General features: G+C 62.8%; 24 protein-coding genes and 1 tRNA gene. 11 read left to right on the top strand and 14 right to left on the bottom strand.

Annotation, left to right across the window (positions count from 1 at the left end; genetic code table 11):
- Nucleotides 1–126 precede the first annotated feature (126 nt).
- From HU719_RS22865 to HU719_RS22840, 6 genes are all read right to left on the bottom strand, one after another.
- Complete coding sequence (locus HU719_RS22865; RefSeq protein WP_186535623.1) at nucleotides 127–3,798, bottom strand: transporter substrate-binding domain-containing protein; 3,672 nt, start codon at nucleotides 3,796–3,798, stop codon at nucleotides 127–129.
- A 4-nt stretch (nucleotides 3,799–3,802) separates the two neighbouring features.
- Nucleotides 3,803–4,423, bottom strand: a complete 621-nt coding sequence (locus HU719_RS22860; protein ID WP_186517295.1) for a response regulator transcription factor — start codon at nucleotides 4,421–4,423, stop codon at nucleotides 3,803–3,805.
- A gap of 285 nt (nucleotides 4,424–4,708) precedes the next feature.
- On the bottom strand, nucleotides 4,709–6,040 hold the full coding sequence (locus HU719_RS22855) for a deoxyguanosinetriphosphate triphosphohydrolase (protein ID WP_186517293.1): 1,332 nt from the start codon (nucleotides 6,038–6,040) through the stop codon (nucleotides 4,709–4,711).
- 73 nt (nucleotides 6,041–6,113) lie between these two features.
- Nucleotides 6,114–6,443, bottom strand: a complete 330-nt coding sequence (locus HU719_RS22850; protein ID WP_186535622.1) for a hypothetical protein — start codon at nucleotides 6,441–6,443, stop codon at nucleotides 6,114–6,116.
- The gene (locus tag HU719_RS22845; protein WP_186517289.1) at nucleotides 6,440–6,814 is read right to left on the bottom strand and encodes a phage holin family protein; all 375 of its coding nucleotides are present in this window, start codon (nucleotides 6,812–6,814) and stop codon (nucleotides 6,440–6,442) included. The genes HU719_RS22850 and HU719_RS22845 overlap by 4 nt, the downstream gene beginning before the upstream one ends.
- A gap of 10 nt (nucleotides 6,815–6,824) precedes the next feature.
- Entirely contained in the window at nucleotides 6,825–7,136 is a 312-nt protein-coding gene (locus HU719_RS22840; RefSeq protein WP_186517287.1) for an ElaB/YgaM/YqjD family protein, read from the bottom strand.
- A gap of 299 nt (nucleotides 7,137–7,435) precedes the next feature.
- On the opposite strand from HU719_RS22840, the gene HU719_RS22835 reads away from it, so the two are divergent.
- The 4 genes from HU719_RS22835 to HU719_RS22820 all read left to right on the top strand — a co-directional run bounded on the left by HU719_RS22835 (nucleotide 7,436) and on the right by HU719_RS22820 (nucleotide 10,267).
- Nucleotides 7,436–8,644, top strand: coding sequence for an ammonium transporter (locus HU719_RS22835; RefSeq protein ID WP_186535620.1), 1,209 nt, complete (start codon nucleotides 7,436–7,438; stop codon nucleotides 8,642–8,644).
- Between the two features lie 72 nt (nucleotides 8,645–8,716).
- Entirely contained in the window at nucleotides 8,717–8,953 is a 237-nt protein-coding gene (locus HU719_RS22830; RefSeq protein ID WP_186517283.1) for a glutaredoxin family protein, read from the top strand.
- A gap of 68 nt (nucleotides 8,954–9,021) precedes the next feature.
- On the top strand, nucleotides 9,022–9,330 hold the full coding sequence (locus HU719_RS22825) for a transcriptional regulator (protein ID WP_186517281.1): 309 nt from the start codon (nucleotides 9,022–9,024) through the stop codon (nucleotides 9,328–9,330).
- Between the two features lie 52 nt (nucleotides 9,331–9,382).
- The gene (locus HU719_RS22820; RefSeq protein WP_186535618.1) at nucleotides 9,383–10,267 is read left to right on the top strand and encodes a pseudouridine synthase; all 885 of its coding nucleotides are present in this window, start codon (nucleotides 9,383–9,385) and stop codon (nucleotides 10,265–10,267) included.
- A gap of 93 nt (nucleotides 10,268–10,360) precedes the next feature.
- Here HU719_RS22820 and HU719_RS22815 read toward each other — a convergent pair whose 3' ends face one another.
- From HU719_RS22815 to acnA, 4 genes are all read right to left on the bottom strand, one after another.
- Nucleotides 10,361–11,926 (bottom strand): methyl-accepting chemotaxis protein, encoded by a 1,566-nt coding sequence (locus HU719_RS22815; protein ID WP_186517277.1) that lies wholly within the window; start codon nucleotides 11,924–11,926, stop codon nucleotides 10,361–10,363.
- Between the two features lie 194 nt (nucleotides 11,927–12,120).
- A complete protein-coding gene (locus tag HU719_RS23670) occupies nucleotides 12,121–12,474 on the bottom strand; it encodes a CPBP family intramembrane glutamic endopeptidase (RefSeq protein ID WP_367616537.1) in 354 nt (117 codons plus the stop codon).
- Nucleotides 12,462–12,908: a hypothetical protein gene (locus tag HU719_RS23665; RefSeq protein WP_225917404.1), complete on the bottom strand. Its 447-nt coding sequence runs from the start codon at nucleotides 12,906–12,908 to the stop codon at nucleotides 12,462–12,464. Before HU719_RS23665 ends, HU719_RS23670 begins: the two co-directional genes overlap by 13 nt.
- Before the next feature lie 90 nt (nucleotides 12,909–12,998).
- Nucleotides 12,999–15,740, bottom strand: a complete 2,742-nt coding sequence (gene acnA, locus HU719_RS22805) for an aconitate hydratase AcnA (RefSeq protein ID WP_186535616.1) — start codon at nucleotides 15,738–15,740, stop codon at nucleotides 12,999–13,001.
- Between the two features lie 216 nt (nucleotides 15,741–15,956).
- On the opposite strand from acnA, the gene rlmM reads away from it, so the two are divergent.
- From rlmM to pdxB, 3 genes are read left to right on the top strand one after another with little or no spacing between them, the layout of a single operon-like run.
- Nucleotides 15,957–17,021 carry a 23S rRNA (cytidine(2498)-2'-O)-methyltransferase RlmM gene (gene rlmM / locus HU719_RS22800; protein ID WP_186535614.1) on the top strand — a complete coding sequence of 355 codons (1,065 nt, stop codon included), beginning with the start codon at nucleotides 15,957–15,959 and terminating at the stop codon, nucleotides 17,019–17,021.
- A gap of 58 nt (nucleotides 17,022–17,079) precedes the next feature.
- Complete coding sequence (gene tusA / locus HU719_RS22795) at nucleotides 17,080–17,322, top strand: sulfurtransferase TusA (RefSeq protein WP_186517269.1); 243 nt, start codon at nucleotides 17,080–17,082, stop codon at nucleotides 17,320–17,322.
- Nucleotides 17,323–17,368: 46 nt separating this feature from the next.
- Nucleotides 17,369–18,511 (top strand): 4-phosphoerythronate dehydrogenase PdxB, encoded by a 1,143-nt coding sequence (gene pdxB, locus HU719_RS22790; RefSeq protein WP_186535613.1) that lies wholly within the window; start codon nucleotides 17,369–17,371, stop codon nucleotides 18,509–18,511.
- 358 nt (nucleotides 18,512–18,869) lie between these two features.
- Here pdxB and HU719_RS22785 read toward each other — a convergent pair whose 3' ends face one another.
- On the bottom strand, nucleotides 18,870–19,043 hold the full coding sequence (locus HU719_RS22785) for a PA1571 family protein (RefSeq protein WP_186517265.1): 174 nt from the start codon (nucleotides 19,041–19,043) through the stop codon (nucleotides 18,870–18,872).
- A 266-nt stretch (nucleotides 19,044–19,309) separates the two neighbouring features.
- Between HU719_RS22785 and HU719_RS22780 the strand changes: the two genes are divergently transcribed.
- Entirely contained in the window at nucleotides 19,310–21,073 is a 1,764-nt protein-coding gene (locus HU719_RS22780) for an ABC transporter transmembrane domain-containing protein (RefSeq protein ID WP_186535612.1), read from the top strand.
- A 196-nt stretch (nucleotides 21,074–21,269) separates the two neighbouring features.
- Complete coding sequence (locus HU719_RS22775; protein ID WP_186535611.1) at nucleotides 21,270–22,886, top strand: methyl-accepting chemotaxis protein; 1,617 nt, start codon at nucleotides 21,270–21,272, stop codon at nucleotides 22,884–22,886.
- A gap of 53 nt (nucleotides 22,887–22,939) precedes the next feature.
- Here HU719_RS22775 and HU719_RS22770 read toward each other — a convergent pair.
- Together HU719_RS22770 and HU719_RS22765 are read right to left on the bottom strand one after the other, a co-directional pair.
- A tRNA-Pro gene (locus HU719_RS22770) sits at nucleotides 22,940–23,016 on the bottom strand.
- An 82-nt stretch (nucleotides 23,017–23,098) separates the two neighbouring features.
- Nucleotides 23,099–23,320 carry a YgdI/YgdR family lipoprotein gene (locus HU719_RS22765; RefSeq protein ID WP_186517259.1) on the bottom strand — a complete coding sequence of 74 codons (222 nt, stop codon included), beginning with the start codon at nucleotides 23,318–23,320 and terminating at the stop codon, nucleotides 23,099–23,101.
- A gap of 164 nt (nucleotides 23,321–23,484) precedes the next feature.
- Here HU719_RS22765 and moaB point away from each other — a divergent pair, with 164 nt between their 5' ends.
- Together moaB and HU719_RS22755 are read left to right on the top strand one after the other, a co-directional pair.
- Nucleotides 23,485–24,024: a molybdenum cofactor biosynthesis protein B gene (gene moaB / locus HU719_RS22760; protein ID WP_186517257.1), complete on the top strand. Its 540-nt coding sequence runs from the start codon at nucleotides 23,485–23,487 to the stop codon at nucleotides 24,022–24,024.
- 22 nt (nucleotides 24,025–24,046) lie between these two features.
- Complete coding sequence (locus tag HU719_RS22755; RefSeq protein WP_186535643.1) at nucleotides 24,047–25,234, top strand: molybdopterin molybdotransferase MoeA; 1,188 nt, start codon at nucleotides 24,047–24,049, stop codon at nucleotides 25,232–25,234.
- On the opposite strand, the gene HU719_RS22750 is transcribed toward HU719_RS22755, so the two are convergent.
- Nucleotides 25,223–26,455, bottom strand: coding sequence for a glycosyltransferase family 4 protein (locus HU719_RS22750; protein ID WP_186517255.1), 1,233 nt, complete (start codon nucleotides 26,453–26,455; stop codon nucleotides 25,223–25,225). The genes HU719_RS22755 and HU719_RS22750 overlap by 12 nt on opposite strands.
- Between the last annotated feature and the right edge of the window lie 207 nt (nucleotides 26,456–26,662).

Genomic DNA, 26,662 nt, shown 5'->3' with positions numbered 1-26,662 from the left:
GTGGCCTGAAACCGGCACATTGCTGATAGCTCCAGGTACGACCCCAAACTAAGGCAGCGGCGGCTATTTAATTAAGAACTCAGCTTTTAATATTAAATAGCAATAACAAACTGCCTTGTACTTTCTTTATGGAATAAGCTTGTTTCTGCACGGTATAACCGCATTCGGCGAGACCGGGTCCAGCCTCCGCTGCGGGCTTTCCAACAGCCGGGCCAGCGCCTTTTCCACGCGGCGCATCTGCCGCGCCAACACCTGCCTCCCCAGCTTCAGCTCATCAAGGTGCAAACCAGGCTGTTCAAGCGCTTCGCATGCCCTGATCAAAGCCTTGGCCTCGAGCATGCGTGCCGCGCTGAGAATCTTGTGTGCCTGCGTGGCCAGCGCGTCGGGTGCTTGCTGCGGGTCGATAGCCATAAGCGTTGCGAAATCCTCGATCAGGCTCTGGTGCAGGGTGACGACCAGCCGATCACGGTCGCTGATGCTGTCCCCGACGATGGCGCTCAACCCTTCAAGGTCGTAGTGCGGTGCCTGCTGCTCGCAGCAATTGCCTTGCACTCCGGCGGTAAGGCTCGCCAGACGTTGGCCGAGCAACTGCAGGCCGATAGGTTTGAGGAGGCAGTCATCCATGCCGGCATCCAGGCATTTTTGACGGACTTCAGGTTGTGCGTTGGCGGTGTAGCCAAGTATCACGCAGGGCGGCTTGTCGCTGATGCGCTCTTCTTCGCGCACCTTTGTTGCCAGTTGATAGCCGTTGAGCAACGGCATGTTGCAATCGACGATCAATACATCGAAGTTGCCCGTGCGCCATTTGTTCAGGCCTTCCTGGCCATCACGGGCGCTTTCATGACACAGCCCCAGGTAGCTCAACTGGCGGGCCATCAGTTGCAGATTGGCGGGGTGGTCATCGATCACCAGCACATTCAGGCAGCTTTGCGGGCGGTCGATGTGGCAGGCGCTGGGCGCGGGGGTGGTGGGGGCTTCGACGCATTGCAGGGGCATCACCAGGCTGACTCGGGTACCCACCCCCAGCACGCTTTGCAGGGTCATCTTGCCGCCCATCATGGCGCACAGATTGCGACAGATCACCAGCCCCAGGCCACTGCCGGCACGGGCACCGTCGCTGGTCGGGTTGGCTTGCACGAATGGGCTGAACAGCCGCTGCAGATCGTGCTCGTCGATGCCGATACCCGTGTCGCGCACTTCGAGCTCCAGGGTAGGAGAGGGGGACGATGCATTCGAGCCCAGCGTGACCTCGATGCTCACCTGACCCTGGTCGGTGAACTTGATCGCATTGCTGACCAGGTTGGACAGTACCTGTTTGAAGCGCAGAGGGTCGAGCATCGCATGGCAGCGCGCCTGCTCGGCAATGACCACCTGCAGCGCCACGCCTTTATGCCGCGCAAGGCCATCGAACACACGGCCCACCGACTCCACCAGCCTGGCCAGGTCGACAGGCTCGGGCGCCAGCGACAAATGCCCAGACTCGATGCGGACGATGTCGAGAATGTCGCCGATCAACGCAAGCAGGTCTTTTGCCGAATGGTGCGCGACTTCCAGGGCCGGGCGGTCCAGCTTGCCCTGATCGGCACGCCGTAGCGCCAGCTCCAGCATGCCGATCAAGGCGTTCATGGGCGTGCGGATTTCGTGGCTGATGGTGGCCAGGAAGGTGCTTTTCGCGCGGTTGGCGTTATCGGCCTGCTGCTTGGCCGTGCGCAGGTCCTGGACCAGTGCGCGGCGCTCGCTGATGTCGATCCAGCCGCCAATGATGCCCTGCATCACACCTAGCGAGTCGCGGTAGGGGAGGATCCAGTGGTAGATGGTCAGCTCTTTACCAGCCACCCGCAGCGGACGGTCGAGAATCATCGGCTGGCCTTCCTCCATGACCCGGCGGTAATCGTCCTGGATCTGCAGGACGTATTTGCAGGTGCTGAAACGGGTGTCCTGCAGGCGTTTGCCGATGACCTGCTCGCGGGTTGCGGCAACCGCCTCCAGGTAACTGTCGTTACAACTTTTCAGATGGCCTTGGCGATCACGCACGTACATCGGGTGTGGGGTGCCGTTGAGCAGCGCCCCCATGAATTCCAGTTGGTCGTTCAGCGCCCGCTCCGCGCGCCTGCGTTGCTTGATCTGGCGACGCAGATGGGCGTTCCAGGCCAATGCGAGCACCAGCAAAGCGCCGATGATCGCTGCGACCTGCAGGATGCTGCGCCGCGAATTACGCCAGTAGGCGTCATCGTGCACGTCGTGGTCACGCCAGCGGCTGTTGATCACCCCCAGCTCTTCGGGCGAGACGCTAAGCAGCGCCTTGTCGAGAATCGAGGCCAGCTCGCTGTCCTGGGCGCGAGTAGCCATGGAGAACGTTGCCGGTTCTGTACCCACCGTGGTGCGGATGACCAGTTGCTCGTCGCTGGCGAGCATGTGGTTGGCATCGATCAGCGTGGCGACTGCGGCGTCCACCGCGCTGCTGCCCAGCAACGCCATCGAATAGTAGGTGCTTTCGGTTGCCACCTGATGGATATGCGGATGCTGACTGGCGAGTAGTGCCGCCACGCTACTGTCACGGGGGACCGCAACCCGTTTGCCGGCGAGTTCAGCCAAGCTGCCCGGCTGGTCATCGCCGGCGCGGCTGACCAGCACGTAGGCGCTTTCCAGGTAGGGGCGGGTGACCAGCAAGGCGCTGCTGTGCCGAGTGTCGGTGGACAGCGTGGCGATGATGTCGGCACGCCCTGTGGTGAGCTGCTGGATCATGTCGCCTTCGCCGCTTGCGCGGCGGATATCGAAGCGTATACCGGTACGCAGCCGGATCACTTCCAGCAGGTCGGCGACGATACCGCGTAGCCGCCCGTTGCTGTCGAAGAACGTCAGCGGTGCTGCGGTATCGTTGACCACCACGAGCATTCTCGGGTGTTGATGCAGCCAGTTATCCTCGCGCTCGGACAGCTGCAGCTTGCGGTCGGTCAACAGGCTGCCGCTGCTGGCGCTCCAGCGTTTGAAGATATCACTGCGGGTGGCTGCGGACTGGGCATCGAGCGCGCTGTTGATCAGTGACAGGAGCGTCGTGTCCTCTTTGCGCATGGCGAAGCTGAACCCGACCATTTCGTGCTTGCCGAAACTGGCCATGCGTAGCCTGGGCAAGTGGCCCTGGCTGATCAGGTAATGGGTGGAGATGGTGTCGCCGATGAACACATCTGCCTGCTCGAAGGCTACCGCGTTCAAGGCCTGGGTGGAGGACTCGAATGTGAGGAGTTCTGCCCCAGGGTAGGTTGCGTGGATTTCCTCGTGAGGCAGGTAGTGGTAGAGCATGCTCAGGCGCATGCCGCCCAGCCCGGTATTCAATGCCTGGGTTTCGTCCTCGCGGGTGACCAGCACGGGCTGATCGATGGCATAGGGGCGCGACAGGATCAGCCCTGCGCTGTTGGCCTCATAGCCGTTGGCGCTGCCGAGCATGTCGATCTCGCCGTTTTTCAGTGCAGCGACTGCCGCCGGCCGGCTTGGAAAGCGCCTTACCTGCACCTGCAGGCCCAGCGTGTTGCCGATCAGCCCGGCATAGTCCGCCGTCAGCCCTTGGTATTCACTACCGCTCGTGGTGGTATCGAAGGGGGGGTAGTCGGGCGCCGAGGTGCCCAGTACCAAGCGTCGGCGAGCCTGCAGCCAGCTTTGTTGCTCGGGGCTGAACTGTAGATGTACCGTGGTCGGCTGGGAACGGCTGAGCAGGGTGTAGGCCCTGCTATCGTCGTTGGCGTGCGCGCCCTGGGCCATGCCAAGCCATAGGATCAATGCAGCGATGTACCTGCCAATCATGCCGTCATACCAGGGCGTTGCGTTTGGCAACTTCGATCAGATCCACCAGGGTGTTGGCGTGCAACTTGTGCATCAAGCGCTTTTTGTAGGTGCTGACAGTCTTGTTGCTGAGGAACATGCCTTTGGCGATTTCCTTGTTGCTGCGGCCCTGGGCAAACAGTTGCAAAACCATCAGTTCGCGGTCATTGACCTGACGAAACAATTCGAATTCGTCAGTGTGTTTGTGGGGCTGCGGCTTCAGCGCCTGGCTTGGGAAATAGTTGTAACCGGAAAGTACAGCTTTGATAGCGCTGAGCAGTTCGCTGAGGTCTTCCTGCTTGCACACATACCCCGCAGCGCCAGAGTGCATGCAGCGAATGGCGAACAGGGCGGGGGATTGCGCGGTCAGGACCAGCACCTTCAGTGGGGCTGCCATGGCCTGGAAGCGTGAGAGCATTTCCAGGCCGTCCAGCTTGGGCAGGCTGATGTCGAGGATGACCAGATCTGGTTTGAGCTCACGGATCATTTGCATGGCATCTACGCCATTGTCCGATTCTCCCAGGACCTGGTAATGCTCGTTTTCCAGCAGCATCCGGATGGCCAGGCGGATAACGGGATGATCGTCGACGATAAATATTGACTGCATGTTCAACTTCCATTCGGCGTGCGAAAAGCACGAAAAGCAGTTGGCACATTAGCTCAGTTGAATGTGAGTTGGGGAAGAAGGTTAATGTTTGTGTTGCATATAGGAAATGGCTTACAGCGAGTGTGTAAACGTGCTACAGGAATGGCGAATTATTAAAAGATATTTGGAGTTTTGTGCACAGTTTTATGACGTTTTATCGAGCATGTTTACTGTTCAGCAAATAAGTAGGAAGTTTCTTACATTAGGAGCTGGAGACGGCGATCGAGATCGCCGTCTCCATGGCTGTTACACAGGGCTGGAACGCCCGGTCATTTCACAGGCCATCTCGCTGGCGTAGCTGTCGGTCATGCCAGCAATAAAGTCGATCATGCGCAGAAAGGCTGCATGCAGCGACCCTTTCGGGTCTGGTGCGTTGTTGCCGATCAGGTCCAGGACCCGCCGGCTCTTGAACGAAGGTGTGCGGCCGCCGTGCTGCTCGAGTGCGGCACCGCAGAACGTGTTCAGCAGAATTTCCAAGGTGGTGTAGGCGCCGATTTCGTGCAGGGTCTTGCGTTTGTCCTGGAAGATTTTCTTGCGTGCCATGTCCTTGGCCTGCAGCACGCAGCGTTGTGCCGGGCCGTGCATATGCTCGACCAAGTCGCCTGTCAGAGTGCCCGCGAGCAGCGCCGGCTGTTGCTCGACAAACGCTTGGGCGGCGGCGTTGGTCAGATGCTCGATGGCCTTGCCACGCAATATTGCCAGTTTGCGCCGACGCGATTCTCGCGGCCCGAGCTGGCGGTAGGTCTCTGGAAGGTCGTCGCCCACCAGGTCGAGCAGCAACGCCTCGACCTCGGCGTATTGCAGCAGGTCCATCTCCAGGCCGTCCTCAAGGTCGATCAGCGCGTAGCAGATGTCGTCTGCCGCCTCCATGAGGTACACCAGCGGGTGACGCGCCCACCGCTGCGGTTCAAGCAGTGGCAGGCCCAGCTTGCCGGCAATCTGTTCGAGCAGCGGCAGCTCGCTCTGGTAGCAGCCGAACTTGTGCTTCTTGTAGCCAAGCGCATCGGCGTGCCGCGCCGTCCATGGGTATTTAAGGTAGGTACCCAGGGTGGCATAGGTCAGACGGGTGCCACCGTCGAACTGGTGGTATTCCAGTTGCGTCAGCACCCGGAAGCCTTGGGCGTTGCCTTCGAAATTGAGAAAATCGGCGCGCTGGTCGTCGCTCATGTCGTCCAGCCAACCGCGCCCGGCCGCCTGTTGGAACCAGTGGCGGATGGCATCTTCGCCGGAGTGTCCGAATGGCGGGTTGCCGATGTCGTGGGCCAGGCACGCCGACTGCACGATCATCCCAAGGTCGCTGGGTTCGCACCAGTCAGGCAGGTCGTGGCGCAAGGTTTCGCCCACGCGCATGCCCAGTGAGCGGCCGACGCAACTGACTTCGAGCGAGTGGGTAAGACGGGTGTGGATATGATCGTTGCTGGTAACCGGGTGCACCTGGGTCTTGCGCCCCAAGCGGCGGAATGCCCCGGAAAATATGATGCGGTCGTGGTCTTTGTGGAAGGGGCTGCGGCCCAGTTCCTCAGGGCTGTACAGGGCCTTGCCCAGACGTTCGCGGTTCAGCAGGGTTTGCCAGTCCAAGGCGCGGTCTCCGTGTTTGAGTCGGCGTAGCTTCCCCCGTGTGGCGCGCCCTGGCAAGGGCGCGCCGTACCACTCACGGGCGGCGGCCGCTGCCCATGAACTGGCGCATCAGCGGTGCCACGGTGGTGCCCAGGCGCAACAGCCTGAGCAGGTTACCGGTGCGTACACCCTTGCCGGTCAGAAATCCCATGGCCACGATGGCGCCCAGGCCCCATAGCGACCCATGCTTGACCCCCATGCCCTCACCGAACGTGCTGCCCATGCTGCGCAGGCGGTGGATCGGTGCAAGCATCTGGCCAGACTCCAGGCGGATTTCCTGGCGGTGCATTTCCATGCGCAGGCGCAGCAAGGCCTTGCGCAGTTCGCGCGGGTTTCGCGTGTTGGGTAGTTCAGGCAGGCTCATGGCAGCAGACGCTCCCGGTCCTTGGCCAGCTCTTCGAGCGTGGCCGAAAATGGCGAGGATTCATCGAACACTGCGGCTTTCAGGCGCAAGGCGCAGAACACCGCAGCCAGGCTGTAGAACACACACAGGCCGACAATACCGGCCAGGCGATAGCTGTCCCACAACAGCACCAGCACCAGCCCCGACAGCGCGCTCAGCAGCAGCAGGGCAAATACCAGCGCCAGGCCTGCGAACAGCAACAAACGCAGGGTGCGGCCTTTTTGCTCCTGCAATTCGATGCCGAACAGCTCGATGTGGCTGTGCAGCAGCCCGAGTGCGGCTGCGCCCAGACGCCTTCCGGAGGCGCTGGTGCCGATGGCGTCGTTGTCCATGGGTGCTCCTTCAGCGTTTGGCCAGAAGGCCGATCAGCAGGCCAACGCCGGCAGCGATGCCGATGGCTTGCCACGGGTTTTCCTGGACGTATTGCTCGGCTTGGCCCAGCGCAGCCTGGCCGCGCTGGCGGACCGAATCCTGGGTCAGTTGCAGGCTTTCGCGAGCCTGGTTGAGGCGTTCGTGGATCTGTGCACGTACCTCGTCGGCCTGATCACCGGCCAGGTTCGCGGTATCGGCGAGCAGTTGCTCGGTATCGCGGACCAACGCCTGGAAGTCAGCCATCAAAATGTCTTGTGCAGTCTTTGCCGATTTACTGGCCATGGGGCCTCTCCCTGTGGATGTATGTGGCTATTTCGAGTGATTGGGGTCGCCGAAGGTTCAGCGAGATGTACTGGTACAGCGTTTGCTAACCGTTGAGGCGTGTTGGCAGAAGCTGCGCCGAAAACGTGCACGCCTTGCGCAAACACCGTCAAACCTTAACCCAATCCACGACAAACCCAAGAAAAAACCACGCAGGCGCCGCCACCCTCACTGAGAAGGGCTAGGGGCCTGGCACTGATTCGGTGCATGGATGCGGGTACTTGAACTGTCATGGTGCCTTTTTGCAGGTCTGCCTCTACATGGAAAACATGCATAGCGCGATGGACTCGTTGGTCCACGGCTCAAACACCCTGTTCATCCTCATGGGCGCCATTCTGGTGCTGGCGATGCATGCAGGCTTCGCCTTTCTGGAAGTCGGCACCGTACGGCACAAGAACCAGGTCAATGCGCTGTCGAAGATCCTCAGCGATTTTGCCATCTCGGCATTGGTGTACTTTTTCATCGGTTACTGGATCGCCTACGGCGTGAATTTTTTCGCCCCTGCCGCAACCCTGGCCAGCGATCACGGCTATGCGCTGGTCAAATGCTTCTTTTTGCTGACCTTCGCGGCGGCCATCCCGGCAATCATTTCCGGGGGTATTGCCGAGCGTGCCCGCTTTGTCCCGCAGTTGTGCGCCACGGCCTTGATAGTGGCTTTCATCTACCCATTCTTCGAAGGGGTTGTGTGGAACGGCAATTTCGGCCTGCAGGCGTGGTTGCAAGCGCGTTTCGGCGCGCCATTCCATGACTTTGCAGGCTCCGTGGTAGTGCACGCCATGGGCGGCTGGCTGGCGCTGGCAGCAGTGTTGCTGCTGGGCGCGCGGCGCGGGCGCTATCGTGATGGGCGGCTGGTCGCCTTTGCGCCGTCGAGCATTCCGTTCCTGGCCCTGGGGTCGTGGATCCTGATCATTGGCTGGTTCGGCTTCAACGTGATGAGCGCGCAAACCCTGCAGGGGGTCAGTGGCTTGGTGGCCATCAACTCGTTGCTGGCCATGGTCGGTGGCACGCTTTCGGCGCTGCTGGCCGGGCGCAATGACCCAGGCTTCTTGCACAACGGCCCGCTGGCGGGGCTGGTGGCGATCTGCGCCGGCTCCGACGTGATGCACCCGGTTGGCGCTCTGTTCACCGGCTTGGTGGCGGGCGGGTTGTTTGTCTGGTGCTTCACGGCTGCGCAGAACCGCTGGAAAATCGACGACGTGCTAGGTGTGTGGCCCTTGCACGGGCTCTGCGGGGTTTGGGGCGGTATCGCCTGTGGCATTTTTGGCAAGGTGGGGCTGGGCGGCATGGGCGGCGTCAGCCTGGTCAGCCAGTTGCTGGGCAGCCTGGCCGGCGTGCTGGTAGCGCTGTTGGGTGGTTTCATGGTGTACGGCGTGATCAGGGCGGTGCTTGGCCTGCGCCTGAGCCATGAGCAGGAATTCCAGGGGGCGGACCTGTCGCTGCACCGCATTGGCGCTACCAGCCAGGATTGATCCAGCGCAGGTGCACGATGGCGTGTGCAGACCTAGAATAAGCATCCGTTCCTGCGATTATCGGGTTTTGCCATGCTCCCTGAATGCCAGCTGTTCGGCACCCTCGGGTGCCATTTGTGCGAAGTGGCCGAAGCTGTGCTGATGCCGTTCGTCGACCACGGCCTGCTGGTCGAACTGGTGGACATCGCCGAAGACGAACGCTTGTTCGAGCGCTACGGCCTGCAGATTCCCGTGCTGCGCCGCTGCGACAGTGGCGCTGAGCTTTACTGGCCGTTCGACGCCGAGCAGGTGGTGGCTTTTCTGGGCTGACCTTGTGCATTGACGCAGGTGTGGCTCGCTCCGTATGCTGTATATAAATACAGTATCGAGGTGAAGCCATGCTCAATGTCGAGCAACTCAAGTACAGCATCAACCACATGGCCCCGGAGCGTGTGTGCGAGGCCGTGCTGGAACTACGCCTCGACGGCATCGTCACCGATGACCAAACCCCGTTCGGCAAGGTGCACTTCAATACCTGCTTCGCTGAAATCGAGGCGCTGTTCCAGCGCGCCGGTTTCCATCGCCCGCTCGACGTGGTGGGTTACCAAGGGCTTAGCTACGCCCTGTACGACCCCGGCCGCTGGGAGGCGGTGCAGGTGCTGCGTTGGCTCAAGGCGCGTTGCGAACCGGCCTGCGAGGCTGGTTGAGGGGCCCGGGGTAGGGGATAATGCGCGGCCTATCGACCAGCCGAGCGCACTGATGACCACGCCTTTTGACCCTGCCCGCCAGCAAGCCAGCACTGTATGCCTGCCGCCTGGCAACTGGGTGACGGTGCTCGATTGCCTGTGCGATCACTTCAAGGCCATCGGCCGCGAGCAATGGCTCGACCGTTTTGCCCGTGGACGGGTGCTGGACGCTCAAGGCCAGGCTGTTGCCGCAACCCTTGCCTATCGGCCGGGTATGCGGCTGCACTACTTCCGAGAGGTCGCTAACGAGAAGCCTATTCCGGTGCAGGAAACCATCCTGCATGCCGACGAGCATCTGGTAGTCGCTGACAAGCCGCATTTTCTGCCGGTGACGCCAACCGGCGAGTACGTCGAGCAGACCTTGCTGCGCCGCCTGATCCGCCGCCTGGATAACCCGCACCTGGTGCCGTTGCACCGCATAGACCGGCATACCGCAGGGCTGGTACTGTTCTCCGCCAATCCCGAAACCCGGGGTGCGTATCAGCGTTTGTTCCCGGAGCGGCGCATCGACAAGCGCTACCAAGCCATTGCCGCTGCCATGGCGCAGCACGAATTCCCGCTGGTGCACCGCAGCCGCTTGGTGCACGGCGAGCCGTTTTTCCGCATGCACGAGGTGCCGGGCAGCGAGAACAGCGAAACCCATGCCTGCGTGCTGGAAAAAAACGGCGACCTGTGGCGCTACGGCCTATCGCCGGTAACCGGCAAGACCCACCAGTTGCGCGTGCACATGGCGGCGCTGGGTGCCGGCATCTGCAACGACCCGTTCTACCCGCACCTGGTGGATGAGCAAGATGATTACGCCCGGCCACTCAAGCTGCTGGCGCAGAGCTTGCGCTTTACCGACCCACTAAGTGGTGAGGAGCGTTATTTCGAAAGCAGGCTGACCCTGCAGTGGTGAACCGGGCCGCCCCTACCGGCAATGATCTCCTGAAGGGGCGGCCTTGCGCTGCGAACACCGGCGTAGCCGGCGCCAAGTCAATTCAAGCGCAGATTAGCGGTTGAAGCGTTCCACCAACGAATACTGAGTGCCGGCGGTGCTGGTCAGTTCTTCGCTAAGCAGTGCCGAACGCTGCGCCTGGCCTGCGGTTTCGTCTGCCAGATCAGCAATGGTGGCAATGTTGCGGCTGATCTCATCCGCTACCGCAGTCTGCTCCTCGGTGGCGGCAGCAATCTGCGTCGCCATGTCGGTAATGTTGGCGACCGCTTCACTGATGCCCACCAACGCCTGGTCGGCTTCCATGACCCGTTCAACGCCTTCCTGAGCCTGGCGGTGGCCAGTCTGCATGGTTTGTACCGCGTTGTTGGCGGTCTGTTGCAGCTTGGCGATCAAGGTGTGGATCTGCCCGGTGGATTCTGCGGTGCGCTGCGCCAGTTGGCGCACTTCATCGGCCACCACGGCAAAACCACGGCCCATCTCACCCGCACGCGCGGCTTCGATGGCAGCGTTGAGCGCCAGCAGGTTGGTCTGGTCGGCGATGCCTTTGATCACATCGACCACGCCGCCGATCTCGTCGCTGTCCTTGGCCAGCTGCGTCACGGTCAGGCCGGTCTCGCCCACAGCCGCAGACAGCCGCTCGATGGCGTCGCGGGTTTCGCCGGCAATGTTGCGGCCCTGGCTGGTCAGGCGATTGGCTTCTTGGGTAGCGTCGGCAGTGCGCTGCACGTGGTTGGCCACTTCCTGCGTGGTGGCGGCCATCTGGTTGACGGCGGCTGCGACCTGCTCGGTCTCCACTCGCTGACGCTCCAGGCCCGATGAACTCTGGTGGGCGAGGGTGTCGGACTGGCGAGCCTGATCGCTCAGGTGTTCGGCGCTGTCCTGCAGGCGGGTCAGGCAGGTCTTCATGCGAGCGTCCTGGCTGAGCATGGCCATTTCCAGGCGAGCCTGCACCCCACGGCTGTCGGTGTACATCTGTGCGATCAGCGGGTCGGAGGTTGTCTGCTCGGCCAGGCGCAGCAGGCGCTTGAGGCCGCGTTGCTGCCAGCCAAGGCCCAGCAGGCCCAAGGGTACCGACAGGCCGGCAGCCAGGGCGAAGCCCCAGGAGTGGCCGAGCCAGTTGCCGATCAGGAAGCCGATCTGGCTGACCAGAATGAACGGCAGCCAGTCCTGCAGCACCGGCAGCCATTTGTCACGGCGCGGGATGGCCGACTTGCCCTGGTTGATGCGCTGGTACAGCGCTTCAGCACGGCGAATCTGCTCGGCGGTGGGTTTGACCCGCACCGACTCGTAGCCCACCACCTGGTTATTGTCGAAAATCGGGGTGACGTAGGCGTTGACCCAGTAATGGTCGCCTGACTTGCAGCGGTTCTTGACGATACCCATCCATGGCAAACCTTGCTTGAGGGTTTGCCACATATGGGCGAACACGGCAGGCGGCACATCTGGGTGGCGCACAAGATTGTGCGGCGCGCCGGTGAGCTCCTCGCGGGAAAAACCGCTGATCTCGATGAACGCGTCATTGCAATAGGTCACCACGCCTTTGGCGTTGGTGGTGGAGATCAACCGCTGCTGGGCAGGGAAAGTCCGTTCTCTCTGGGTAATCGGCTGGTTGTTACGCATTGGTTTTTCGATCCGCGAGGCTTTGAATTGCTATCGGCAAGCATCAGGTTTTATTGAATGGATATTTGGTGGGCTTTGACCTAGGGCAAAATGGTATGACGGGGTTTAGGTTAAGCGCGGGCAAGGTCAAGACCGGCCTGTGTTACCGATTCATTGAAGATAAATGACGCTTTGCCCAGATCATGACCCATTGTTCAGGTGGGGGCCAGCATGGGGTAGGCGAACGCGACAAAGTGCATCACCTGAACGAATAGATGGCACCAGACCGCCACCAGCAACCCGCCGTAACGGTAGGCAAGGCCGTAGCCCACGCCCTCCGCCGTTGATAGGCAGAACCATTGCCAGCCCGCGCCCAGGTTCGACAGCCCGAACAGCAAAGCCGAGATGCCCAGCGCCAGGCCCTTGTGCTTCAACAGACGTTCAAGGCCGCCTTGAATATAGGCGCGGAACAGTAATTCTGCGGTGAGCACCACCAGCGGCAGCTTGATGAGCAGCCAGAATAGGTTGTGGTCCGGCCAGTTCGGTGCCCAGGCGATCAGCCCCAGCACCCAGGCGCCGCCCAGGCGCCGCCCAGGCAGGCCAGTGCGGTGAGTGGGCGGATGACTGCGAGTGTCATCAGCACGCCTTTGCGACGTAGTACTACTACCCACGAGCAGGCCAGCAGTACCCATAGGCCGAGTAGCGGCTTGTCGAGGCTCATGCGCATGGTCAGGGGTGATGCGCCCTCGCTCTGCACGACATCAGCAATGGCCGTGGCGCTGTTCAAGCCCGGCGCAAAATCCATTAGCAGCGTGATGGCAAGCCCGCAGAACATCACATGGCCCACTGTACGCTGCCAGTACGCTTCGCGGCGCACCAGCACAGCCGCGCATACCAGCCCGCTCAGGGCGGGTAGTACTGCTAAGTCGATGCTGCCGTAGCTGAGGCCCAAGGCTAAGCCGAGGCTGAGGAAGAACAAGGCTATCCAGTAGGGCACGGACATTACGACTCCTAGGATGCAGGGCCTCAGGCGATGTGCTCGACATCGCCCAAGGCATCCGGGACGGCTCGCTGGGGAGCCGAAGGAGTCGTATTAGGCTGCTATCAGTTGGCGCAGTACATAGTGCAGGATTCCCCCCGACTTGAAGTATTCCACTTCGTTAAGGGTGTCGATCCGGCACAGCACCTCGATGCTCTGTTGCTGGCCGTCTTCACGAGTGATGCGCAGCGTCAGGCTGGCACCGGGGCGAATCTGCGTGCCGGAAAGCCCCAGCACATCGATCCGCTCGCGCCCGGTCAAGGCCAGGCGCTTGCGGTCATCACCGGCCTTGAACTGCAGTGGCAGTACGCCCATGCCCACCAGGTTGGAGCGGTGGATGCGCTCAAAACTTTCAGCCAGCACCGCTTTCACCCCAAGCAGGTTGGTACCTTTTGCCGCCCAATCGCGGCTTGAGCCTGTGCCGTACTCCTGCCCCGCGATCACCACCAGCGGCGTGCCTTCCTGCTGATAGCGCATGGCTGCGTCGTAGATCGACAACGTCTCGCCGCTGGGCACATGCACGGTGTTGCCACCTTCTTCGCCACCGAGCATTTCGTTGCGGATACGGATGTTGGCGAAAGTGCCGCGCATCATCACCTCATGGTTGCCGCGCCGCGAGCCATAGGAGTTAAAGTCGCGGGGCTCGACCCCTTTGCTGCGCAGGTAGCGGCCGGCGGGGCTGTCGGCCTTGATATTGCCCGCAGGTGAAATATGGTCGGTGGTCACCGAATCGCCGAGCAGGGCAAGGATGCGCGCACCCTCGATATCGGTGATTGCCTGCGGCGGGCTGGCGATGTCGTCAAAGAACGGCGGGTGCTGGATGTACGTGGAATCGTCCTGCCAGACATAAGTCGCCGCCTGTGGCACCTCAATGGCCTGCCACTGCGCATCACCTTCGAATACTTCTGCGTATTCCTTGTGGAACATGGCGGTATCGACATTCGCCACGGCGTCGGCGATTTCCTGCTGGCTAGGCCAGATGTCCCGCAGGTAGACCGGTTGGCCGTGCTTGTCGGTGCCAAGGGCATCCTGGCTCAGGTCCACGCGCACGCTGCCGGCCAGGGCATAGGCGACCACCAGCGGCGGGGATGCCAGCCAGTTGGTCTTCACCAGCGGGTGCACGCGGCCTTCGAAGTTGCGATTGCCTGACAGCACCGAGGCCACGGTCAGGTCAGCGCTGGCGATCGCGGTCTCGATGGCTTCATCGAGCGGGCCGGAGTTGCCGATACATGTGGTGCAACCATAGCCCACCAGGTCGAAGCCAAGCTGGTCCAGATAAGGTGTCAGCCCGGCAGCCTGGAAGTACTCGGTGACAACCTTCGAGCCTGGCGCCAGTGACGTCTTGACCCAAGGCTTGCGCTGCAGGCCTTTCTCGACGGCCTTTTTTGCCACCAGCCCCGCAGCCATCATCACGCTTGGGTTGGACGTATTGGTGCATGAGGTAATCGCGGCGATGACCACGGCGCCATCGCGCAAAGTGTGGGTGGCGCCTTGGTGGGCATAATCGACCTCGCCTGCAAGGTCCGCGTTGCCGACTGCCACACCGCCGCCGCCTTCGCTTTCCAGCCGGCCGACTTCTTTGGCCAGGGGCTTGGGTTGCAGTTCGATGAACTGGTCGAAAGCCTGGCTGACCTTGCCCAGTGCTACGCGGTCTTGCGGGCGTTTGGGGCCGGCGAGGCTGGCTTCGACTTCGCCCATGTCCAGCGCCAGGCTGTCACTGAACAGCGGCTCCTGGCCAGGCAGGCGCCACAGGCCCTGTTCCTTGCAGTAGGCCTCGACCAGTTGCACGGTCTCGGCGGGGCGCCCGGACAGGCGCAAGTAATCGAGGGTGACCTCATCGACGGGGAAGAACCCGCACGTGGCGCCGTATTCCGGCGCCATGTTGGCCAGCGTGGCGCGGTCGGCCAGTGGCAGCGTGGCCAGGCCATCACCGTAGAACTCGACGAACTTGCCCACCACGCCTTTCTTGCGCAGCATCTGCGTCACTGTCAGCACCAGGTCGGTGGCCGTGATGCCCTCGCGCAGCTTGCCGGTCAGCTTGAAGCCGACCACTTCGGGGATCAGCATCGACACCGGCTGGCCCAGCATGGCGGCCTCTGCCTCGATGCCACCGACGCCCCAGCCGAGTACGCCAAGGCCGTTGATCATGGTGGTGTGCGAGTCGGTGCCGACCAGGGTGTCGGGGAATACATAGGTGTGCCCGTCTTCTTCGCGGCTCCAGACCGTGCGGCCCAGATACTCAAGGTTGACCTGGTGGCAGATGCCGGTGCCCGGCGGCACCACGCGGAAATTATCAAAGGCGCTTTGGCCCCAGCGCAGGAACGCATAGCGCTCGCCGTTGCGCTGCATTTCGATGTCGACGTTTTCGCCGAAGGCGGCGGGGGTGGCATAACGGTCCACCATTACCGAGTGATCGATCACCAAGTCCACCGGCGATAACGGGTTGATCCGCTGCGGGTCGCCGCCCGCCTTTTGCATGGCGGCGCGCATGGCGGCAAGGTCGACCACCGCGGGCCCGCCGGTAAAGTCCTGCATCAGCACTCGTGCCGGGCGGTACTGGATCTCGCGATCGCAGCGTCGCTCGCCCAGCCAGCCGGCCAACGCCTTCAGGTCGTCGGCGCTGACGGTCTTGCCGTCCTCCCAGCGCAGCAGGTTTTCCAGCAGCACTTTCAGCGACATTGGCAGGCGCTGCAGGTCGCCCAACTGCCGGGCGGCTTCGGTCAGGCTGAAGTAATGATAGGTGCGGTCGGCGACCTTCAGCGTCTTCAGGGTATTCAGGCTATCGAGCGAGGGCATGTACAACTCCTTGTGCTCCGGCGGCCCGGCAGGTGCTTGGCGAGACGGCACCACCGCTATGAAAGGCCCGCACGGTACGGGCCTGGCAGAAAGGTCAGGTTAGCCCGGTTTGCCGGCCCCGACTCTTTTCTGGACCAAGGGGGCGTGTGGCAGTTCCGAACTTCCTTTATCATTCGCCGCCCTGGCGCCGTCTGCGTCAGTGATGTGGAGTGAGAAATGAATACCCTGTTCATGCATTGCCGGCCCGGCTTCGAGGGCGAGGTCTGCGCCGAAATCAGCGAACATGCGGCCCTGTTGGGTGTGGCCGGCTATGCCAAGGGCAAGCCGCAGAGTGCCTGCGCCGAATTCGTCTGCACCGAGCCTGGTGGCGCCGAGCGCCTGATGCATGAGCGGCGCTTCGCGCAGCTGATCTTCCCGCGCCAGTGGGCCCGTGGCAGTTATGTCGAACTGCCAGAAACCGACCGTATCAGTGTTTTGCTCGAGCACTTGGCCGAACTGCCGGTGTTTGGCAGCCTGTGGCTGGAAGTGCTCGATACCAACGACGGCAAGGAGCTTTCGACCTTCTGCCGCAAGTTCGAAGTGCCGCTGCGCAAGGCCCTGGAAAAGGCCGGCCGCTTGGTCGACGATGCCAGCCGGCCGCGCCTGCTGCTGACCTTCATCAGTGGCCGGCAGGTGTTTCTCGGCCTTGCCCAGGCGAACAATTCGGCGCTGTGGCCGATGGGCATCCCGCGCCTGAAGTTCCCCCGCGAGGCGCCTAGCCGTTCCACTTTGAAGCTTGAAGAGGCCTGGCACCAGTTCATCCCGCGCGAGCAGTGGGAGCAACGCCTGAATGACGACATGACCGGGGTCGACCTCGGCGCCTCGCCGGGCGGCTGGACCTACCAACTGGTCAAGCGCGGCATGCTGGTCACTGCCATCGACAACGGCCCGATGGCCGAAAGCCTGATGGACACGGGGCTGGTGCAACACCTGATGGCTGACGGGTTCACCTGGAAACCCCGGCAGACCGTGGACTGGATGGTCTGCGACATCGTCGAGAAGCCGGCGCGGTCGGCTGCGCTGATCGAAACCTGGCTGGGCGAGGGCCTGTGCCGCGAGGCAGTGGTCAACCTCAAGCTGCCGATGAAGCAGCGCTATGCCGAGGTGCGCAAGCTGCTCGATCGCATCGAGGAAGGCTTCAAGGCGCGCAAGGTCAAGGTGTCGATCGCCTGCAAACAGCTCTATCACGACCGCGAAGAAGTGACCTGCCACCTGCGCAGGCTGGATCTCAAGCCGCGCTGAAATTGTTTTCAACGCCGCCTGAGCCATTTGTTCATGCCCAAAAACACCGGAACCTGCCATGACCGACTTCACCCCTGATGCCATTCTCGACGCCACCGGCCTGAACTGCCCGGAGCCTGTGATGATGCTGCATCAACACGTGCGCGACCTGGCTGCCGGCGGCCTGCTCAAGGTGATTGCCACCGACCCCTCGACCCGCCGCGACATCCCCAAGTTCTGCAACTTCCTCGGCCACGAACTGGTGGGCCAGCAGGAAGAGGCCGGCACCTACCTGTACTGGATCCGCAAGAAGGCCGACTGAGCCGTCTGCATCGCGCTACACTGCGCTCCCCAGACAGGAGAGCGCCATGCTGATAGTTGCCGACGAAAACATCCCGCTGCTCGATGCCTTCTTTGCACGGTTCGGCGAAATTCGTCGCTACCCAGGCCGAGCCATTGACGCTGCCTGCGTCCGGGATGCTGACGTGCTGCTGGTGCGCTCGGTCACCCGCGTCGACCGGCAACTGCTGCAGGGTAGCCAGGTGCGCTTCGTGGGCACCTGCACCATCGGCACCGACCACCTCGACCTCGACTATTTCAACCAGGCCGGTATCCAGTGGAGCAGTGCCCCGGGCTGCAACGCCCGCGGGGTGGTCGACTATGTACTTGGCAGCCTGCTGACCCTGGCCGAGCTCGACGGCGTGGCGCTGAACCAGCGGGTATATGGCGTAGTGGGCGCAGGTGAGGTGGGCGGGCGCCTGGTGCGTGTGTTGCGCGGCCTGGGCTGGAAGGTACTGGTGTGTGACCCGCTGCGGGCGGCGGGCGAGGGCGGCGACTATGTCAGCCTCGATACAGTGCTTGAGCAAAGCGATGTGGTCAGCCTGCACACGCCGCTGCAGCGCGGTGGCGAGCATCCCACCTGGCACCTGCTCGATGAACAGCGCCTGGCGCGCCTGCGCCCAGGCGCCTGGCTGATCAACGCCAGCCGTGGCCCGGTCGTGGACAACGCGGCCCTGCGCGCGCTGCTGCTCGAACGCGATGATGTACATGCGGTGCTCGATGTGTGGGAGGGCGAGCCGCAGGTTGACCTGCAACTGGCCGACCTGTGCACTTTGGCCACCCCGCATATTGCCGGGTACAGCCTCGATGGCCGCCAGCGCGGTACTGCGCAGATCTACCAGGCGCTGTGCGGCGTGCTCGGTGAAGCAGAGCGGGTGCACTTGGCCGACCTGCTGCCGGCGCAGGCGCTGGCGCAGATCGAACTGCATGCCGACGCCGACCCAGCCTGGGCTTTGGCCACGCTGTGCCGTGCGGTGTACGACCCGCGCCGTGACGACGCAGATTTTCGTCGCAGCCTGAGCAACGACCCTGCACAGCAGCGTGCCGCGTTCGACCAGTTGCGCAAGCACTACCCGGTGCGCCGCGAAATAGAAGGGTTGGCGGTACGCCTTCGCGGTGAGTCGCCGCAGTTGGCGCAACTGCTCAGCGCGTTGGGGGCGGTGCAGGTTTAGCGTTCACTGTGCAAGCCTGTTCTGGCCCCATCGCAGCAAAATAAACAAACGATGCGGTCCCGTGTAGGAGCGGCCTTGTGTCGCGAAAGGGGTGCGAAGCGCCCCCAAGATTTGCACACCCCCTGATATCGCTGGGGCCGCTACGCAGCCCTTTCGCGACACAAGGCCGCTCCTACAACGGCCGCGTAAACGGCATCGATATAGCGGCAACCCAGATCCCTGTGGGAGCTGGCGACAGCCTGCGATGAGGCCGGAGCAAGCCTGTGCAGGGCGCTGCCCGGGACTCAGTGGCCTGTATCCAGCCCCAGCGCCCAATAAAAACCCGGCGCATGCGCCGGGTTGCAATGAATTCAGACTTTCAGCCCTTCTGGACTTTTTTCACCCGGCTCGCTTCGAGCTCTTTGCAGGCTTCCTGGATCATCTGCTCAGTTATGGGCACTTCACGGCCCTGGGCATCGATGATCGCGCCGGTTACCGGCGGTTGTGCGCGTTTTGTGCTGTTGCTGTCTTGGTTGCTGTGTTGCAGGCTCATGTCCTGTCTCCTCATCAGGTTCAAGCTTTGAAGATAACGCCGCGCCGTGACTGGCCTGTGACAGCTGCCGGAGTGCCACGACACCTACAGTCCACCAGAAACCGCGGCAAAGCTCCAGTGGCCAGTTAGAACGAATGGTCATAGGTGCTGATGCCGGCATTTCAGTGCAACTGGCGTAGTGGTCCGACGGCTTTGCCTGCCCATGAGTTCCCGCAGGCGAGACGAGTGGTAGGCTAGGCATTCTTTCCCTGCCGATACCCGTTGCCATGCCCGATCCGGTTTCTTCTCGTCAGCGCCTGGCCTTGCGCCTGGGCTGGCAGTTCATTCGCCCTTATCGGCGCCAGGCCCTGTTGGCCTTGCTGGCGCTGGTGGTCACTGCGGCGATCACGTTGTCCATGGGCCAGGGTATCCGCCTGTTGGTCGACCAAGGCTTCATGACCGGCTCTGCGCACCAGCTCAACCAGACGTTGGGGTTGTTCATGCTACTGGTGCTGGCGCTTGCCGTGGGCACTTTTGCGCGGTTCTACCTGGTGTCGTGGATTGGCGAGCGCTGCGTGGCCGACATTCGCCGCGCCGTGTTCGACCATCTGCTCAGCCTGCACCCCGGGTTTTTCGAGGACAACCGCAGCTCCGAGATCCAGTCGCGGCTGACCGCCGATACCACGCTTTTGCAGTCGGTGATCGGCTCGTCACTGTCGATGTTCCTGCGCAATGCACTGATGGTGGTGGGTGGGGTGATCGTGCTGTTCATCACCAACCCCAAGCTCACCAGCATCGTGGTGCTGGCGCTGCCGTTGGTGCTGGTGCCGATCCTGCTGTTTGGCAGGCGGGTGCGCAGCCTCTCGCGGCAGAGCCAGGACCGGGTGGCCGATGTGGGCAGTTATGTGGCCGAGACCCTCAGCCAGATCAAGACCGTCCAGGCCTATAACCACGAAGCGCGCGACCGGCTGCTGTTTGGCGACACAGTGGAAGCTGCCTTTGCCGTGGCGCGCAAGCGCATTGCCCAGCGCGCCTGGCTGATCACCCTGGTAATTGTGCTGGTGCTTGGCGCGGTGGCGGTGATGCTCTGGGTCGGCGGCATGGATGTGATCGCTGGGCGCTTGTCGGGCGGTGAGCTGGCGGCGTTCGTGTTCTACAGCCTGATCGTCGGTAGCGCATTTGGCACGCTGAGCGAGGTGATCGGCGAGTTGCAACGGGCTGCCGGCGCTGCCGAGCGTATCGCTGAGTTGCTGGCCGCGCGCAGCGCAATCCTTGCGCCGGCCGCGCCGTTGCCGATGGCGCGTGCCAGTGGCGCACTTGAGCTGCGCGAGGTCCGCTTTGCCTACCCATCGCGCCCCGAACGTGCTGCCATCGACGGCCTGAGCCTGCGCGTGGAGCCTGGGCAGACCGTGGCGCTGGTGGGCCCGTCCGGTGCAGGTAAGTCGACCCTGTTCGACCTGCTGCTGCGCTTCTACGACCCGCAGGCCGGCAGCATCCTGCTCGATGGCCAGGCCATCAGCGAGATAACCCCCGCAGCCCTGCGTGCGCAGTTTGCCCTGGTGGCGCAACAACCGGCGTTGTTCCGTGGCACTGTTGAGGCCAACATTCGCTATGGCCGGCCCGATGCGACCCTCGCGCAGGTCGAAGCCGCGGCGCGCAGTGCCCATGCCCACGCGTTCATCGAGCAACTGCCGCAGGGCTACCAGACGCTGTTGGGCGAGGGCGGTATCGGCTTGTCCGGTGGCCAGCGCCAACGCCTGGCGATTGCCCGGGCGCTGCTTGTGGACGCGCCGATCCTTTTGCTGGACGAAGCTACCAGCGCGCTCGATGCGCAGAGCGAATACCTGATTCAGCAGGCGTTGCCACAGTTGATGGCTGGGCGTACCACGTTGGTGATCGCCCACCGCCTGGCCACGGTACAGCACGCCGACCGTATCGCGGTCATCGACCAGGGGCGTTTGGTGGCCTCGGGAACCCATCGCGAACTGATCGACAGCAGCCCGTTGTATGCGCGGTTGGCCGCGTTGCAGTTCAACAGCCATGGCGATTGAAATAAGGCCGGCTGTAGCCGCTTTGTAACATTTCTGTCGCAATTGCCTGAGAGTATCTGCCTCAGCTGTTGCGTGTGTGCTTGACCTGGCTGCCATCGCAAGATGGCAGCTTTTTTTTGCCTGCGAACGAGGACAAGGACGTCTTTGCAGGCGGCGTTGTGCCGCCTTTCCATTTCCTTGTTCCGAGACCTGTCTGATGTTGCGTAAATCCCTGCGCGTGCAAATTCTCACCCTGCTCGGCGGCAGCCTGGCGGCCATGTTGCTGATTGCCCTGGTGTGTTTCCAGTTCCTTACGTCAAGTGTGCGTGGCTACGCTGAACTGGTGGATGGGCCGCTGCGTGCCTCGCAGATGATCGATGAGGCCAACCTGCAGTTCAAGATCCAGGTCCAGGAATGGAAGAACGTGCTGTTGCGCGGCCGCCAGCCGGCCGAGCTGGACAAATATTGGCAGCAGTTCCAGGCCCGCGAACAACAGGTGCAGCAGTTGCTCGGGCAGTTGATCAGCAACAGCGACCCGGCCTTGCAGGCCCCGCTTGCGCAGCTAAAGGACAGCCACCGCCAGCTGGGCGCGGCCTACGCGCGCGGGCGCCAGGCGTTCATCGCCGCAGGCGGTGACCCGGTGGCCGGCGACGCGGCGGTCAAGGGCGTGGACCGGGCCGCCAGCGAGCAGATGAGCGCGCTGGTGGAGCAGTTGCGCGCCGACGCGGGTGCCCGCGCCGGCGCCATCAATGCAAGCGCCGAGCGTACCGTGTGGCTGGGTGTGGTGGTGATGCTGGGGTCTGCGTTGCTGGTTGCGCTGCTGAGCCTGTGGCTGGTCAACCGCAGCCTGATCGAGCCGATCCGCCAGCTGATCGACTATGTGGCGCAGCTTAGCCAGGGCCGCTTTGCCGCCCGTGTCGAGAGCCGCCGCGAAGACGAACTCGGGCGCCTGGCGCGTGCTGCCAACACCCTGCGCGATTTTCTCGCCGACACCGTAGGCCGGCTGAAGGACAATGCCGAGGAACTCGAAAGCGCCAGCGGCCAGCTGCGCACCATTGCAGGTGACATGGCCAGCGGCACCCATGACCAGTTCCAGCGCACCGACCAGGTGGCGACCGCCATGCATGAGATGTCTGCCACCGCCCAGGAAGTCGCTCGCCATGCCGCGCAGGCTGCGCGTGCGGCAGACGATGCTGATCACAGCGCCCAGGCCGGCGAGTTGGTCATGCAGCAGACCATCGACATCATCGCCGTGGTCAACCGCGAAATCGCCGGTACCGCTGCCGTGATCCGCCATCTCGAAAACGACAGCACGCGCATCGGCAAGGTGCTTGAAGTGATCCGCGGCATTGCCGAGCAGACCAACCTGCTGGCGCTCAATGCCGCCATCGAGGCGGCGCGGGCGGGGGAAGCGGGGCGTGGCTTTGCCGTGGTGGCGGATGAGGTGCGTAGCCTTGCCCAGCGCACCGCCGCCTCCATTGCCGAGATCAACCAGATTATCGACGCGGTACAGTCGGGCGCCGTGGATGCGGTCAAGGCCATCGAAAGTGGCCAGCAGCGCAGCGAAGAGGGTGCCCAGCAAGTGCAGCAGGCCGGGCAGATGCTGCAGCGTATCACCACGGCGGTGGAGGCCATCCGCGACATGAACCGGCAGATCGCCACGGCAGCCGAAGAGCAGACCAGCGTGGCCGAGGACATTTCGCGCAACCTGGTCGAAATCACCCGCATTGCCACCGCCAACCAGCAGGCCGTGCAACACACCGAGCAGGCCGGGCAACGGCTGCATGGGCTGTCGGGGCAGTTGGGTGAGGTGACCTCGCGGCTCAGTGCCTGAGGCCTGGGCGCGGGCACAAAAAAGCCCGCACAAAGCGGGCTTCTTCAGCAGATTGGTCGGAGAGACAGGATTCGAACCTGCGGCCTTCTCGTCCCGAACGAGACGCGCTACCTGGCTGCGCTACACTCCGATGGCAGAAATGCTACTGCATGGTTTTTTTCAACGCAACCCCTTGTTGCAAAAAGGAGTTGCGCTAAAAACCAATGCCTGAATTACAGATCTTTGACGGTGCGAATCTGGTCTTTGTTGATGCGGGTACGCTTGCCGTCGAGCTGCTCGAATTCGTAGAAGCCGGAGTCCTCGTCATAGGACGGGGTGTCCACTGCCTGGATTTCGCGGCCGTCGTTCAGGGTAATGACAGAAGGCGATGCGCAGCCGGCGAGGGTGGCAAGGCCGAGGGCAAGCAGGAAGGCGGAAAAGGTCCGTGGGATCATCTTGATTCTCCAATGGGGGTTCGGATGTGATTCAGACGCGGCGCGTCCACGCAAGTTCCTTGCACAGTGCAGCACAGTGGCTGGGCTGCGGCATTGACCCGCAACAACAGCCCGGTTGGCCTGTGATATAACAGCCTACCTATTGTTTCCCTGTGACGGAACTCATGAAAGCCAAGGCAGATACCCCTTTCGTGGCGCTGAACATCGCCGTGCTGACGGTCAGTGACACCCGCACGTTCGAAACCGACACCTCTGGCCAGGTGTTCGTCGACCGCCTCACCGAAGCAGGCCACCGATTGGCGGCGCGCGTGCTGCTCAAGGATGACCTGTACAAGATCCGCGCCCAGGTGGCGACCTGGATTGCCGATGACCAGGTACAGGTAGTGCTGATCACCGGCGGCACGGGTTTTACCGGCCGTGACAGCACCCCTGAGGCGGTTGCCTGCCTGCTCGACAAACAGGTCGAAGGTTTTGGCGAGCTGTTCCGCCACATTTCGGTCGCCGATATCGGCACCTCCACTGTGCAGTCACGCGCCTTGGCGGGCTTGGCCAACGGCACCTTGGTGTGCTGCCTGCCGGGCTCCACCAATGCAGTGCGCACCGGTTGGGATGGCATCCTTGCCGAGCAGCTCGACAACCGCCACCGCCCGTGCAATTTCGTGCCACACCTGAAGCAGGCAGAGGCTTGTGAAAGCCGTGGCTGAGGCCCCGCAAAGCCGCCCGCTGATGCCGGTGGAGGAGGCCCTGGAACGTTTGCTGGCATTGGCTGAGGCCGCGCCCATCCGCGATACCGAGGCCGTTACGCTGGCCGACGCCGAGGGTCGAGTGCTTGCGGCCGAGCTGGTCGCCGGGCTGGATCTGCCGCCTTGGCCGAACAGCGCCATGGACGGCTACGCGTTGCGTCTGGCCGACTGGCAGGGCGAGCCGCTGGCGGTCAGCCAGCGCATTTTTGCAGGCCACGCACCCGCACCGCTTGAGCCCGGTACCTGTGCGCGCATCTTCACCGGCGCCCCTTTGCCTGAAGGTGCCGACTGTGTCGAGATGCAAGAAAACGCCGAAGTGCTGGACGATGGCCGCGTGCGCTTTGTGCAAGCGCTTGTGGCCGGCAGCAACGTGCGCCCCAAAGGCCAGGAAACCCGCGCCGGAGAGTCGGTGATGAGTGCGGGCACGCGCCTTGGCCCGATTGAACTGGGCCTGGCTGCAACCCTTGGTTTTGCAAGCCTCGACGTGGTCCGTCGGCCTCGTGTTGCAGTATTGTCTACCGGTGATGAGCTGGTCGAGCCCGGCTTGCCGTTGGGGCCAGGGCAGATCTACAACAGCAACCGTCGCTTGTTGGTCAGCTGGTTGCAGCGCCTGGGCTGCGAAGTGCTCGATGCGGGCATTCTGGCCGATGACCTGGCGCTCACTCGCCAGTGCCTGGCGGGGCTCGGCGATGTCGACCTGATCCTCTCGACCGGGGGCGTTTCGGTCGGCGAGGCTGACTACCTGGGCCTTGCGCTGCGCGAGGCCGGCGAGCTGGCGTTGTGGAAGCTGGCCATCAAGCCTGGCAAACCACTGACCTTCGGCCATTACCAGGGCGTCCCGGTGATCGGCTTGCCGGGTAACCCGGCCTCGACGCTGGTGACCTTTGGCCTGCTGGCAAGGCCCTACCTGTTGCGGCGCCAAGGCGTGCGCGAGGTTACCCCGCTGCGCTTCAATGTACCGGCGGGCTTTGACTGGCCCAAGGCGGGCAACCGCCGCGAGTACCTGCGTGCGCGTATCGAAGAGGGCAGTGTGCGCATTTACAAGAACCAGAGTTCCGGGGTGCTGCGCAGCGCGGCCTGGGCCGAGGGCGTGGTCGAAGTGCGCGAAGGCAGCACGCCGGCCCAAGGCGATCTGGTGCCGTTCATCCCGTTCAGCGAGCTACTTGGCTAGGGCTACCCGCGCCGGCGCGGTGGCAGGTGCCAGTTGCGCCAGGCGCATATGCACGCTTTCCAGCTGCTGGGCAGCCACGCTCCAGTCGTGGTGCTGACGGGCAAACTGGCGCCCCGCCTCGCCCAGTTGCGCCATGCGCGCAGGCTGGCTGAGCAATTGGGTGATCTGCAGCGCCAATTGCCCGCTGTCGTCACTGCTAAGGTAGTGCTCGCCGCGGTTGGCGGCAAGGCCGGAAACCCCTTTGCTGGTGGTGATCACGGGTATGCCTGCAGCCATGGCTTCGAGGATTTTCACCTTCGAACCACCGGCATAGCGTAGAGGCGCCAGAAACACCGCGCAGCGCTGCTGCAGCTCACGCAGGTCTGGGCGGTAGCCTACCCATTCGATGCGCGGGTCGTTCCAGTGCAGTTTGAAATTGGCCGGCAACGCATGCCCGGCAATCGCCAGGCGCACCGCTGGGTTGCTCATCCACACCTGCGGCAGGATCTCTTCAAGAGCCCACTCGAGCGCCTCGAGGTTGGCGCCGTACTCGAAATTGCCGACAAACAGCAGCCGCTGGCTGTGCAGTGCAGGCTGCACGCATTGGTAATGGGCGCAGTCCACGCCATTGACCACCACGTTGACCTTGCGGCCGCTGATCTGCCCGATCAACGCCGCGTCATGGCCGCTGACCGCCACCAGTTCGCTGGGCTGGCGCAACACGCGCTGTTCCCAGCGCCGGTAGCGCCAGCGGTCGAAGGCGTTGAGCGGGCGCAGCCACAGCGGCAGGCGATCGTTGCAGGCGGCGCCCATCACTGATTCGAGGGTGTGCTCGGTGAGCATGTAGGGCAGGCCGCGGGTTTGCAGGGCTTGTTCGAATGGCTGGAAGCTGTAGCTGTGTTCTATCTGGATTACATCCCACGGCTCGTCGAGCAACTGTTCGAAGCGGTGCCGCAGGCAAGGCGCCAGGCCGTTGATGATGGCGCGCATCGGGTAATCGAGTATCGGTGAAGCCAGCAGGTTCAGCGGGCTGTGCACGGCCCTGCGCGGGATTACGATCAGGCGTTCGAGCATAGGCTCCAGGGCGTCCCGTGCGGCGTCGGACAGCGGCACTTTGGATTGCACCAGCAAGGTGATGCGGTGGCCGCGCTGCGCCTGCGCACGCAGCAGGTGATATTGCCGGGTCTTGCTGCCGCAGGTGGTCGGCCACGGCAGGTAAGGCAGTGTCCAGAGTATGCGCATGGCACCGCTTCCTCGCGTCAAGTTGGATGACCGTCATTAAGTAAAGCCAATAAAATGGCTTTCTGCGCGCAGGTTTTTCCTAAGGGCCAATTATCTGTCGAGCTTGAGGTTGAATGGGGCGGCGGTTGATGCGGAGTTTTATGCTTGAGAGCAGATTTGTTCCTGGCTCGGGAGCAATTGGTCGTCGCCTGTGGTCGAGATAGCGGT

The sequence above is a fragment of the Pseudomonas farsensis genome, assembly GCF_014268805.2.
Classification (GTDB): Bacteria; Pseudomonadota; Gammaproteobacteria; order Pseudomonadales; family Pseudomonadaceae; genus Aquipseudomonas; species Aquipseudomonas farsensis.
The sequence above is the reverse complement of the archived record's forward strand: the minus strand, read 5'-3'. Positions and strand labels throughout refer to the sequence as shown.